This window comes from Streptomyces tubercidicus (genome assembly GCF_027497495.1).
Classification (GTDB): Bacteria; Actinomycetota; Actinomycetes; order Streptomycetales; family Streptomycetaceae; genus Streptomyces; species Streptomyces tubercidicus.
Genome location: NZ_CP114205.1, coordinates 1890015 through 1902543, shown reverse-complemented (window position 1 = coordinate 1902543; position 12529 = coordinate 1890015). Strand labels below are relative to the sequence as shown.

At 68.3% G+C, this 12529-nt stretch carries 9 protein-coding genes and 5 pseudogenes; 8 read left to right on the top strand and 6 right to left on the bottom strand.

Annotated elements, in window-relative coordinates; genetic code table 11:
* Positions 1–81: 81 nt before the first annotated feature.
* The 3 genes from STRTU_RS08135 to STRTU_RS08125 all read left to right on the top strand — a co-directional run bounded on the left by STRTU_RS08135 (position 82) and on the right by STRTU_RS08125 (position 3074).
* A complete protein-coding gene (locus tag STRTU_RS08135; RefSeq protein ID WP_159742930.1) occupies positions 82–1239 on the top strand; it encodes a Dyp-type peroxidase in 1158 nt (385 codons plus the stop codon).
* A 96-nt stretch (positions 1240–1335) separates the two neighbouring features.
* Complete coding sequence (locus tag STRTU_RS08130; protein ID WP_159742929.1) at positions 1336–1836, top strand: hypothetical protein; 501 nt, start codon at positions 1336–1338, stop codon at positions 1834–1836.
* Between the two features lie 404 nt (positions 1837–2240).
* On the top strand, positions 2241–3074 hold the full coding sequence (locus tag STRTU_RS08125; RefSeq protein ID WP_159742928.1) for a PIG-L family deacetylase: 834 nt from the start codon (positions 2241–2243) through the stop codon (positions 3072–3074).
* Between the two features lie 845 nt (positions 3075–3919).
* Here STRTU_RS08125 and STRTU_RS08120 read toward each other — a convergent pair.
* From STRTU_RS08120 to STRTU_RS08105, 4 genes are all read right to left on the bottom strand, one after another.
* The gene (locus STRTU_RS08120) at positions 3920–4294 is read right to left on the bottom strand and encodes a hypothetical protein (protein WP_159742927.1); all 375 of its coding nucleotides are present in this window, start codon (positions 4292–4294) and stop codon (positions 3920–3922) included.
* A gap of 24 nt (positions 4295–4318) precedes the next feature.
* On the bottom strand, positions 4319–5476 hold the full coding sequence (locus STRTU_RS08115; protein WP_159742926.1) for an FAD-dependent oxidoreductase: 1158 nt from the start codon (positions 5474–5476) through the stop codon (positions 4319–4321).
* Positions 5477–5708: 232 nt separating this feature from the next.
* Complete coding sequence (locus tag STRTU_RS08110; protein ID WP_159742925.1) at positions 5709–5984, bottom strand: helix-turn-helix domain-containing protein; 276 nt, start codon at positions 5982–5984, stop codon at positions 5709–5711.
* On the bottom strand, positions 5984–6475 hold the full coding sequence (locus tag STRTU_RS08105; protein WP_159742924.1) for a DUF2975 domain-containing protein: 492 nt from the start codon (positions 6473–6475) through the stop codon (positions 5984–5986). Before STRTU_RS08105 ends, STRTU_RS08110 begins: the two co-directional genes overlap by 1 nt.
* A 131-nt stretch (positions 6476–6606) precedes the next feature.
* Here STRTU_RS08105 and STRTU_RS08100 point away from each other — a divergent pair.
* From STRTU_RS08100 to STRTU_RS08085, 4 genes and pseudogenes are all read left to right on the top strand, one after another.
* Positions 6607–6744, top strand: a pseudogene (locus STRTU_RS08100) (IS110 family transposase); the annotation flags it as partial.
* 464 nt (positions 6745–7208) lie between these two features.
* Positions 7209–7425, top strand: a pseudogene (locus STRTU_RS08095) (ABC transporter permease); the annotation flags it as partial.
* A 164-nt stretch (positions 7426–7589) separates the two neighbouring features.
* Positions 7590–7706 (top strand): annotated as a pseudogene (locus tag STRTU_RS08090) (ABC transporter permease); the annotation flags it as partial.
* Positions 7706–8695, top strand: a complete 990-nt coding sequence (locus STRTU_RS08085; RefSeq protein ID WP_159742923.1) for a glycine betaine ABC transporter substrate-binding protein — start codon at positions 7706–7708, stop codon at positions 8693–8695. The pseudogene STRTU_RS08090 and the gene STRTU_RS08085, both read left to right, overlap by 1 nt.
* Before the next feature lie 171 nt (positions 8696–8866).
* Here STRTU_RS08085 and STRTU_RS08080 read toward each other — a convergent pair.
* Positions 8867–9058, bottom strand: a pseudogene (locus tag STRTU_RS08080) (CorA family divalent cation transporter); the annotation flags it as partial.
* A 661-nt stretch (positions 9059–9719) separates the two neighbouring features.
* On the opposite strand from STRTU_RS08080, the pseudogene STRTU_RS36325 reads away from it, so the two are divergent.
* Positions 9720–9851, top strand: a pseudogene (locus STRTU_RS36325) (questin oxidase family protein); the annotation flags it as partial.
* Between the two features lie 1599 nt (positions 9852–11450).
* Here STRTU_RS36325 and STRTU_RS08075 read toward each other — a convergent pair.
* Positions 11451–11834: a hypothetical protein gene (locus tag STRTU_RS08075; protein WP_159742921.1), complete on the bottom strand. Its 384-nt coding sequence runs from the start codon at positions 11832–11834 to the stop codon at positions 11451–11453.
* Positions 11835–12529 lie beyond the last annotated feature (695 nt).

Below are 12529 nucleotides of genomic sequence, written 5' to 3'. Positions count from 1 at the left end.
GTCTGGCAGAACGCCCAACTCCACGCGGTAATAAGGGAGATTGACCGACACGCACGATTCGGGTGTGGCACGCTGCACCCCATGCACCGAGCCGATGACCACCCGTCGCGCCGCGCGTTCCTCGATGTCACCGGCGCCATGGTGGCCGTCGGCCTGACCGCCGGGTGCACCTCGGACTCCGCCCGGCCGGGCCGGCACGCCCCCACCGCGGCGGCCAGGCCGACGCCGGTGGCGGCGACGGGCCGGCATCAGGCAGGCATCACGCTGCCCCAGCCGGCCCAGCGCAACCTGCTGGCCGTGGTGGCCGACCTCGGTGCCACCGTGGCTCCCGGCCCGTTACTGGCCGAACTGGGCCAGGCCATCCGTACGCTCATCGCGGGGACCGACCCGCGGCTGCTGGGCCTGCCGCCGGGCGACCTCACCGTGACCGTCGGCGTGGGCCCCCGGCTGGTGCGCACGGCCGGTGCTTCGCTGCCCGGCGCGGCCGACCTCCCACGATTCTCCCGCGAGCGGATCGCCCCGCGGGCGCGCGGCGGTGACCTGCTGATGCAGATCTGCGCCAGCGACGCGCTGCTCCTGCCGGTCGTCGCCGCCGCGCTCCTGGACCAGGCCGGTGACCGTATCCACGAACGCTGGCGGCAGTCCGCACGCCGCGGTACGAACGTGCCCGTCGGCAACGGCCTCACCGCGCCACGCAATCCGCTCGGTTTCATCGACGGCATCGTGGGCCCGCACACGGCCGCCGAACAACAACGCGACCTGTGGCTGGCCGGACCCCCTCCGGTCGCCGACGGCACCCTTGCCGTACTGCGGCGCATGGAACTCGACCTGCCCCGGTTCGCCGCCCTGTCCGTAGCCGAGCAGGAAGCGGTCTTCGGGCGGCGCCGGGCCAGCGGCGTCCCTCTCTCCGGTGGCCCCGTCGCCTCGGGCCCGGAACTCGGCGCCAAGACACCGGACGGGCGCTATCTCGTCCCCGCGGATGCCCACGTGCGCAGAGCGCACGCCACCGTGGTCGGCGCCGGGCTCATGCTCCGCCGCTCCTACAGCACCGACGAGCCCGCCCCCGGCCTGCTCTTCATCAGCTTCCAGAACGACCTGCGGACCTTCACCGCCACCCTCACCCACATGGACACCTCCGACGCACTGCTGCAATTCACCACCACCACCGCCAGCGCGACGTTCCTGATCCTCCCCGGCTTCGACCGGCAACACCCGCTCGGTTCACAGCTGTTCGCCTGATCACGCTGTGCCCGCCGCCTCGGCCTGATCAGACGGCGTCGAAGCTCTGCTGGACCCAGTTGACGTGGACACTTCGTGAAGCGTGATCATGGGGGCATGAGGAACGAAGCGGCGAACGGCCCGGTGGCGTGCCCCGGATGCCAGACGCGGGAGAACGTGCCAGTGGCCGAGGCACAGACGGACAGAGGGGAACGGCGCGAGGACCTGACGACCAAGCTCACGCCGGCACCGAAGGGCAGCGACAACGGCTGCCTGCACGTCATCGAGGGCATCCTGCTCGCCTTGGTGGCTGCACTCGCCGGGCAGTATTTTGCCGAAGAACGGGACCTGCCGTGGCTCACGACCGTTGGCATCGTCGTCGCGGTGCTCATCGTGGTGGCCACGATCGCCATCGTCCGTAGCGAGGCCCGGGACGCACGGCGGGCGCAGGACGGAGTGGCCCGTGCGACCGCACTCACCGCCGAGGCGCGCTTCTGCTACACCTGCCAGGGCGTGTTCTATCCGTCCGGGCACCCATCGCCGGGGACCGTGACGCCGGAGCAGTTCCGCCAGCATGTGCAGACGGCAGTGGGCCATGCCTCATCGGACAGGCCCTAGGGTCTGTCGTTTGGATCAGGCCGGGCTCGCGGGGTCTGGCACGCACATCTGCGGCGTTGTCGTCACTCGCCGACGCTCCGCGTCGACTCCCTCCTCCGCCTTGCAGCTGCACGCACCAGACCCCGCTCCCTGATCCGGCCTGATCCAAACGACAGGCCCTAGGTGTATTGATCACGAGCGCTGTTGACAGTCACAGAACGCCCGGGGGCCGTCCCCGCGGTTGCGGGGAGCAAGGGGACGGGGCCGGGAACATCCGGTCCTGTCGGCACTGTTGCATCGACCGAGGGACCGGCGCCGCACGGGTGGGAACAAGATCATCCGCCGCGACAGGATCCGGACCCCGGGGTCGCGGTACGCCTGCCGCGCACTCGGACCAAGACGTATTTCCGCAGGAGGACTTGTTCATGACCGACCGGCCCTTGACGCTCATGGCAGTGCACGCCCATCCCGACGACGAGGCCAGCGGAACCGGAGGGGTCCTCGCGCGGTACGCGGCGGAGGGTATCCGCACGGTTCTTGTGACGTGTACCGACGGCGGTTGCGGTGATGGACCGGGGGGTGCCAAGCCGGGCGACCCCGGGCACGACCCGGCGGCCGTCGCCTTGATGCGCCGTCAAGAACTGGAGGCGAGCTGTGAAGCCCTGAAGATCAGCGATCTGGAAATGCTGGACTATGCCGACTCCGGGATGATGGGCTGGCCGAGCAACGACGCCCCTGGATCTTTCTGGCAGACCCCCGTGGAGGAAGGCGCCGCCCGACTCGCGGAACTCATGCGGCACTACCGACCCGATGTGGTCGTCACCTATGACGAGAACGGCTTCTACGGCCACCCCGACCACATCCAGGCCCACCGCATCACGATGGCGGCGCTGGAGATGACCGCGCTGACACCGAAGGTGTACTGGACGACGATGCCCCGCTCGGGGATGCAGCGGTTCGGCGAGATCATGCGCGAGTTCCATGAGGACATGCCGGAGCCGGATCCTGCCGAGGCCGCCGCGATGGCCGAGATCGGCCTCCCCGACGACGAGATCACCACGTGGGTCGACACCACCGCATTCAGCGGCCAGAAGTTCGACGCACTGGCCGCACACGCCAGTCAGGGCGAGAACATCTTCTTCCTCAAGATGGGCAAGGAGAGGTTCGGCGAGTTGATGGGCATGGAGACCTTCGTACGCGTCCAGGACGCCACCGGCGCGGCCGTACCCGAGAACGATCTCTTCGCCGGACTGCGCTGATCCGACCGCCCGGCCCGGGGCCTGCCGCAAGGCCATCAGCCGCACAGCACGATCGAGCGCGTCACACACCCGGAGGCTTGTCCACGCGGGTTCCGCTCCGGCGGCGGTCTCCGCCACCAGCCGCGAGACCCGCAGCCGCGCCGCGACCTTCGCAGGAGAACGATTCACAGGAAGTCGGGGAAGGGGCCTGGTCTGCGAGGGCTCGCACGGCGGATTCTGACCGCTGGAGCGCCGATGCAGTATGATCATGATGCAACTTCGGCCCTCGGGCCGAGAGCACGCGTCTGTGGTCCAAGGAAAGACGTCCACCAGCCGGTGGGAGATGCAGGTGCAAGGCCTGCCGGGCGCTCTAACAGGGCCCTTCCTCGTACGGGGAAGGGCCCCTTTTACATTCACGTCTGGCCAGTCCAGTTGGGCGCTCTCAAACCCCGTACCAGCATGGGGCTCGCGCGACGCCCATGGCCTCGGCGAGCAGGAGCGCGCTCAGACGTCCACATTCCCGAGCCGGGAGCATCCCCGCGGGCGCGGAGAGCACGCAGCCTGGTGTATTGACCCGGAGCGTTGCTTACGCGGCTGTTGGGTGGTCGTCGACGGCGGAGTGCAGGTAGTCGAAGCCCATGCCGCTGATGGGTCGGCCGGCGTCACGGCCGAGGGCCGCCTGCCGAAGACGGTCAGCCGGGCATTACGGTGGGACACGAAGGCCTCCGTGCGGTGCAGTCCTAGACGGCTCCACCACACCCGGAGGTCTTCGCCATGATCAAGCCCGGCGGCTGTTAACGACGCTCGTGATCAATGGATCTGAACGGATCATTTGTGCACGGCGGGAAAGTGGTGGGGGTCGTGCGCTACCGCTGGGCGGAGCATGTCACCGGCTGGCCCGCTGCTCCCTTCTTTTGGTCCAGAACGCGGTCGTTGCCTTCCATCAGGAGGCAGTGAGCCACGCCTTTGCCAGTAGGTACGACCTTGAGGCGTGGAGTGTGCCCGCCGTCCTCCTGGGTCTTCCATGTGGCTCCGCTCACCTTGGCCGGCACGCTTACCGCGCCGTTGAGGCCATCGACGTAGTCGTGCCTGACGGATTGCAGGTTGCCTCCTTCGGTCCAGGCTTTGTACGTCACGGCGGGACTCTTGTCACCGCAAGCCGTCAGGAGTCCGCAGGCAACAGCCAGCCCCGCCATCGTGGTGATGAGCTTCGTGCCTGCTGGTATGGGGAATGTGGGCATGACTCGGACTCTCTGTCAGTGAGTTCACTTGGGTGTGGCATCGGGGAAGGATCTGTCGCCGAAGAGGACTCGGCTTGCCGCGGCCCGGCCGAACGGTGTGCGTAGCAGGGTGAATCCCGCTGCTGCCATGGCAGGCGTCCGTACGTGGGCCAATGCCCGGCGCAGCATGAGTCGTCCGCGGAAGTGGGGGCGGAGCGCGGCTCCGTCGTAGTTGGCCATCGTGTCCGGATTTCCGGTGCGCAGTGCGTCGTCGAGGACCTCGGCTGCGAGTTGCGACTGCCGTAGGCACGGGTCCAGGCCGCCGGCGGTGAGGGGGGAGACCGCGCCTGCTGCATCCCCCACGAGAAGCCCGTCGGCGCAGCTGATCCGGCGCAGCAGGCCGCCGACGGGGATGGGGCCTGCGCGCCGCTCCACCGTTTCGGGACGTTCGATGCCGGTCAGTCCGGGCGCTGAGGCGCTGAACTGCTCCATCGCACGGCGAAGACCGTCTGGATAGCGGTCGGCGTAGCCTGCGACTCCGACGTGGGCGTGTTGCCCGTCGTTGATTACCCAGGCCAGGTAGCCGGGGGCGAGTGAGGGGTCGAGTACGCAGTGGAATGTCGGTGGCTGGTCGCTTCCGGGTAGTTCGAAGACCTCTTCGGCGCCGACGATCAGGTGGTGGTTGCGGTCGAGAGCGAGGTCGCGGGCGACTCTTGAGCGGGCCCCGTCGGCGCCGACGATGAAGCGGGCCCGGACCGTGGTCGGTCCGTCGCGACCGGCCAGGTGGAAGGTGTTGCCCTGTCGGCCGGTGTAGCGCGTGCCCAGTGCGATGCGTACGCCGGCGTCCACCGCGGTGGCGGCCGTCGCTTCGTAGAGTGGTGCCATGTCGCCCACCCGGTATTCGTCGCGGGGGCTGGTGAGGCTGACCGGGCGACGCAGGTCAGGGGGGTAGAGGACCACGCGTCGGATCGGTGGTCCGAGGCAGTCGGGGGGCAGCGGGAAGTCGTCGAGTGTCTTCCGTACGAAGATTCCTGTGGTGCGGATCGCGCCGGCAAGGTTCGTTCGGCGTTCGGCCAGGAGCACGTCGTGGCCTTGTCGGGCGAGGAGTGTGGCGGTGTTGAGTCCGGCCAGGCCGGCCCCGACCACCAGTACGTCGGCGCTGTCTGTGCCCCCGAGGCGGTAAGAGAGGCGTGCTGTCGTCATGTCTGCTCTGTTCCTTGTGGAGTCCGTCATCGGTGCGTGCGGCGCGTGGCAGGCGCCGACCGGCGGCGGGCAGTACGGCCGGGCTCGTGCCGCGATGAGGTGTGCGGACGTCGTCGTCAGGTCGTCACTCGGGAGCTTGCTGAAGGTCAGGCGGAGCCGGTCGCGCGGCAGGGGTGGTCGAGGGCGTCGTACCTGGTGATTGTGTGCAGGCGGCCGGCTACCGCGACTGCGGTCACCGCGGCGGGGATCCGGCTGGGACGGATGCTCCGGATTCGTGCGCAGCCCTGTCCCTGTCCCCGGGCTCATCGGGCACCCAGCGCAGCAGGTCTCCGGGCTGGCATTCAAGTACCTCGCACAGCGCGGCGAGCGTGGTGAAGCGCACCGCCTTGGCGCGGCCGTTCTTGAGCACCGCCAGGTTGGCAGGTGTGATCCCCACGCGGTCCGCCAGTTCGCCCACGGACATCTTCCGCTTGGCCAGCATCACGTCGATGTCGACGGCGATCGGCATCAGATCACCTCGGCCAACTCGGCGCCCAACTGCGACGCCTCGATGTCGCGTGCGACGGCTTGTGCCAGCAGCATCCGCAGCACGAGCACGATGAGTGCGTTCCCGAAGACCGCCAGGCTGACCCCGCCCAGCAGGGCCACAACGCCCGGGGGCACGACCTCGCCAGGCGCCAGGACCGCGCCGAGCGCGAGCACCAGGAGCGAGGCCGCCACGAACGCGCCGATCACGAGATGGACGTAGCGGAATGCGGCGTGGGAGAACACGGTTCCGCGTTGCACCATCGTCACCAGCCGCCACACGCAGACCAGGACGACCTGGACCGTCACGACGCCCAGGACCGTGATCACGAGGGCCGGAGTGCGGCGGTCCGCAAGGATGCTCTCCTCCATAGCGCCCGTCAGCATCGCCACCATCACCGCCTGGGCGAAGACCGCCCCGGCGTGCAGAGCCACCATCACGGCGCGCAGCGCGAGCACTGTCAGCTTTCCCAACGTCGCTCCCTCGATCGAATAACGATGGAAAGCTATCGAATTTCGATAGAGGTGGCAAGTTGGGTCCGGCGGCGGGATGGGCCTGCGTGCCACCCGAGTTCCTGACGCACTGAGGCGAGCCGCGGCCGCCGCTCAAGAAGCGCGGCGAGGGCTCCCAACACGTCCAGGCCGTGATTGCCTTGGCCCGCCGACGAGCCGGCGTCCTGTGGGCCCTCCTGCGCGGCAACCGGGTCTTCACCCCCGAGCTGCCAGTCGCGCAAGCGGCTTGACTCCATCATGGAGACTCCTGGGGAACGAGACGGAAGGTGCGACATTCATTCTTGAAGCGCCAGGTCAGCCCGGTCTTCGTTCCCGGGGCCCAAACCCGGATCAGCAGTTCGGATCAGCCGCACCGCGGCCGTCATCCTCCGGTCTGACCTTCGGATCGGGGGAATGGGGCAGAGCTACGTTTCCGACCCGTAGCGTCATCGCTACGCGGCGACCGGGGGCAACGCGCGCCCCCACACGCCGTGCGCCGCGCGGGGCGGAAGTTCGACGGCGACGCGGGCCGGGACTGGCACCCGCCCCAGCGGCGAGTCACCCTCACCGGAGCCGGCAATACTTCTGCGAGCGGCCAAGGCCCTCCGCGCCATCGTGCCCCAGATGGCTCAGGGCCGACCGGTGCCAGGCGGCGGCTCCAAGGAGCGTCGAGAGGCTGTTGTCAGCGGGCAGCCGCGGCTGGGCCGGCAGCCGATCGACCCAGATGCTGAGGGGCACGCGGCGATCGCGGCCTTTTCCTCAGGGTCCGGGCTCGGCAACCAGATCTTCCGCGGGATCTCCAGCCTGGGCAGTGCGAACACGCTCAACGAAGTACTGTCGGGGACGCTCGGAATCGTCGTCGCGCCCTGCCGTTCGACGCCGGGTACGTACTGATCGGACGGCTCACCATCTCACGGGGGATCCGTGGCTGACTCTGCCGAAATCGTCGAACCGACCTCCCCGCCGTCCGGCGCCGCGGGCCCCGGCGGATCCGCCCGATCCGCCGGGCCCGACCGGCCGGCCCCGCGCGAAGGTGCGGGACCGGGTCGAGGAGATGCGCAACACCGTGGCCGGCCCGAGGGCCACCGAACCGGCACAGCGCATGCCGGTGCCGGCCCTCGGCTCCGTCCTGACGGTCGCCATGGCGCTGATCACGGACCGGCCGGGGACGCTCGTCGAGTTGCTACGCCCACGCGGCCTGGAGGTGGGCTGATGCGCCTGGCCCAGGCACGGACGGCCGTCGCGGCCGCGGGCGCCCTGCTGCTCGCCGCCGCGGGGCTGAGCGGTTGCGGACTGACCAGCGGAAGCCCGCTGGCCGACTCGGTGCGGCCCGGCTCCATCGGGAAGGGGCGACCGCTGGAGGGCGCCCAACTGACCGTGACCTCAAAAGAGTTCACCGAGCAGATCATCCTGGGCCAGATCATGGGGCTGGTCTTCAAAGCGGCCGGCGCGGAAGTCCTGGACCGGACGAACATCCAGGGCTCGATCGGCGCCCGCGAGGCGGTCAAGTCCGGTGCGGCGGACGGGATGTACGAGTACACAGGCACGGCCTGGATCACCTACCTCGGTCACACCAAGCGGGTCATCGACCCGTACGAGCAGTGGAAGGCCGTACGCGAAGAGGACCGCCGCAACGGCATCACCTGGCTGGCCGCCGCCCCGCTCAACAACACCTACGCGCTGGTCGCGAACCAGGCGAATGCGCGGAAGTACCGGCTGCGCACACTCTCCGACGTGGCACGTCTGACGAAGAAAGACCCGGGCGCGGCGACGATCTGCGGCGGAAGCGAGTTCTCGGTGCGCGAGGACGGCCTGCCGGGCGTGGCGAAGACGTACGGATTCGCCCTCCGGCGCGGGAACTTCAAAAAGATGGACGACGGCGTCGTCTACACCCAGGTCGCCGAGGGCGCGGCCTGCGCCCTCGGCGTGGCGGCCACCACCGACGGCCGCATTCCCGAACTCAAGCTGAAGGTGCTGGAGGACGACCGGCACTTCTTCCCCAACTACAACGCGGCACCCGAGATGAACAGCGCCACCATGAGGAAGTACCCCGCCATCGCCGACCTCCTCACCCCGATCACCAAGCGGCTGACGGGGGCGGAGGGCCAGCGGCTGAACGCGCGGGTGGACGTGGACGGGGAGGACCCGCACGAGGTGGCGAAGGACTGGCTGGTGCGGGAAGGCTTCATCCGGGAAGGCTGACAGACGGATCCGCACGAGCGTCCGACGAGCAGGAGGAGAGCGCCCTGCCGGACGGCCGGGACCGGAGCGCGGCTCATTCTCCCCAGATTCTCCCCAGCGGTCTCGGATGCGTCGCCGGCGCCTGCGATCTGGGCTGCACTGCATCACGGGACCTCGTCTCACGACGGTTACTCAGAGCCAGTCCCGCCGCTTGAAGATGAAGTACAAACTGGTGCACACCACTGCCATCAGAACGAGGGCGAAGGGGTAGCCGAACACCCAGTGCAACTCCGGCATGCTGTCGAAGTTCATGCCGTAGATGGTGCCGACCAGGGTGGGGGCGAAGAGGATCGCCGCCCAGGAGGAGATCTTCTTGAAGTCTTCTACCGAACTTCCCTGACCTGCGGGTATGAGGCTCAGCATTCGGCTGACCTGCGAAGATTCATCTTTCAGGGGCTTTCAGCTTCATCCCGATTTACGCAGACGATTCTCCCCACGCGCTCCCCAACGCTGGTGAAACTCCCCAGATTCTCCCCACCGGACGGTGCCGTCCACCGGCTGGCCGTCCCGAGCGCCAGGCCCCCGAGCCCGTAGGTGGAGCCGCTGGGATAACTGTATGTGATCGGGCGGCAGATTGGGCTGAGCCCTCAATGGCGACCGTGAGCGCGCCCACGGCAGCTCCGCTTCCTGGTCGTTGCGAGCCCTCCAGGACTGATGACGACGCCGGACGGTGGGACGAGGCGGCGGTACTGCTCAGGTTGCGAGCCCTCTCAGGGCTGATGACGACCCGCCCCTACGACGTCGTCCACGGTCAGCTGGACATGTTGTGAGCCCTCTCAGGGCTGGATCACGACCACAGGAGTTCCGGGTCAAGTCAACTACCCCTCCACCGCTGGTCCTCGTTCACTACGCTGAGCATGGGCGTGCCTTCCCGACCCGCGTTCGCAGCGCGGGCCTACTCGGTGACTTGACGATCACTCACTCGGGAAGGTACGCCCTTCGCACGCTCCCCGAGGAGCTGATCCACAAGTCAGGAGCATTGCTCGTTTTTGAACGGGCCTTGGCGCACAGCGATGAACACGTCATCAAGCTGACAGATACAGCCCTCGATGTCGGCGATGGACCAGCCCTTACGGCGGCTTTGCGTTCCATGGAGTTGAGCGCCCCGTTGGGATGAGGCATCAACACCTGCACCGCGTGCGGGGGTGCGATGCCACGGGCATCACCGGTTCTTGCCCTGGCGTTCATCCTCGGTGGCCTGGAACCGGCAGGCCCGCCGCATGGCGGCCGCCTTCGGGCCGGGCATGGGCGGACGACGAGTAGCCGTCTGTTTCCCTGCCCCTGGGGCCAGATGGGTGTTCGGCTCGTCAAGGGCATTCCGATGGCCACTCTTGCCCTATTTCCAGTCGATGTGAGCCCATGTGCCTAGCCATGTCAGGCCATTGAGGTGAACATGATGTTTCAAGGCCACGTTTCAACATCACTGGCTTGACGGGCATGCTCGATGTCGCCTGACGTCGTTCGGCCTTTCCAGGAGGAGCGATCACGAGGGCGGCGCTGCTGCGCAGATCTGTCGCGGCCGCGAAGCGTGCAGAGGGTGCGTCGCGCACCGACGCCTCGCTCGCGACGGGTCCGTTCCTGGCCGGGGCCCCCGCATGGGACCGCGATCCCCTACCTGCCCGACCGTCCTGCTGTAGACGAGAGAGGTATTCATGCGCTTATCCAGCTCTTTGTCCGCTGCGGCTCTCGCTGTCGGCCTCACCTTCACCGCCTCGATCACCGTTGCATCCGCAGCACCTACTTCCACACGCCAGGGGGCAGCGGCTCGGTGCGGCTCTTATGGCGACGACGTACCAGCAACCCAGAGCATGCACTACAAGGCTGGTACCTACTTCCGTACTGGGCCGTACGCGGAGTGCCGGGGATACCCGACACCAACCCCAGGTTGGTCGGGCGCCAGCTGCCGCTTCTACAACGACTACGGGAACCTCTGGTACTACTCCTCCGACTGGAGAGCCTGGGTGTACAGCGGGAACGTGACCTTTCCCATCGATGGCGAGCCCGCGCCCACCAACAGCTGCTGAGTCCACCGCCGCCTGATGGACTGCACTAGCCGCTGAGAACCCAAGGTCTCAAGGGCTGGGCCGCCACCGGCGGCCCAGCCCATTTAGGGTTCGGCAGTTGCAGCAACAGGTCCAGCCGCGTCCTGCGCGGCGGGGACTTCTTCCGCGGCTCCGGCCACACCGAGGCCATCGCCGCCTTCCCTGTCCAGAAGCCCACCCCGTACTTGCGCCGCAGGGCGCGGTTCGACATGCCACCGCGGGCGTCGAACGCACACCGATGGGGTTCTGGATCGGAGGCCGCCGTCGCATGGCGGCCTCCGTCGTCTCGGCCCGGCTCCCGGGTGGCGTGGGTCCGCCCCGGGCACGCTAGCAGCCAGCATCCCGGGCCTCCTCGACAGCTCTCAGAAGCGGGTTAACGAACTTCCGGAGGATGCCGGGTTCCCTGTCCCGGGCCAGCAACCGCAAGCTGAATTCCGGTGCTACGGCCGTCATGAAGTCGAGGGGAGTGTTGGAGCGCAGTACCGGAATACGGTTGTAGGGGCTCGGATGGTCCTCTCCGCGATCCTGATAACCCCAGCGTGACGGCACGGAGCGGTGCGCCACCTCACCGACGTAGCGCACCGCGCCTGAGGTGAAGTCGGCGTTGCGCTCAACGGCGACGGCCGACCCCGCCCGCCCTGGCTGGGCACGGTGCCCTCCTGGGTCGGTGGGGTTTAGAGGAAGGCCAGCGGGACGCCTTTCTCTATGCAGAGCCGCATGACGCCCGCAAGCTGGCGGGCATCCTCGATGTGCTGCTGGAGGAACCGGTCGCTGCCCTCCCGTGCCCACTGGTCGGTGATCGCTCCCAGTCGGACCATCATTGACGCGCACTCGGCAGGCGAGAGGTCGTCACCGCCGTCATCCGGATGATCGAGGAGTGGCTCCAGAGCGGTGGACACCTCGCTCCACGGGCGCTCGCCGCCGAAGCCCCACATCTCGGAGAGGATGATCCCCTCGGTCTCGGCCAGACGCCGCCGGAACGCGGCGAAGCCGCTGTAGGACCAGGAGACATCCGGACTGCTGTTGTCTCCGTCGCCCGGGAAAAGAACCAGCCCCATGTGCCCTCCCTGCTTGCCGAGCACACAGGATCGAGGACATGGGCAGCGTCAGCAACTGGGATGATTCAGTGCCGTATCAGGCAATGTCTGCCCTGTTGGGGCGACGTAATGGCTTCACCGAGGTCTGCCGGCTGCACTTCTGGGGTTTCGCGACTTATGCCGCATCGGGACTGGCTGCTGCAACGGGCCGTCCAGGGACCATCCCCGCGCGGGCGGGGAGCAGGCGGTGAACCAGTGCGCGTACTGCCAAGGCTGGGGACTATCCCCGCGCGGGCGGGGAGCAGCGCCGCCGGCGCCATGTCGGTGGCACTGGCCGGGGGACCATCCCCGTGCGTACGGGGAGCAGCTGGTCTGCCACAACGCGGCGTTCGCCGGCCTGGGACCATCCCCGTGCGTACGGGGAGCAGGAACTGCACTACCTCGCCCACGTCCGCGACGTTGGACCATCCCCGTGCGTACGGGGAGCAGACTTCGCGACCTGCATCGTTAGACGCGCACAGCATGGATTTGAACCGCTTTCGCCAACTCCGGCCATTGCAGGATTTGCACCCTGCCGGCCTCGTCACGCGGGCAGCAGTCCGGCGGACCGCGACAGGCTCAACCGCCGCCGGGCCACCCCCGCGGGTGCGGGGAGCAGCCAGTCGACAGCGGCGCGCCGCCCCACATGGCGGGACCATCCCCGCGGGTGCGGGGAG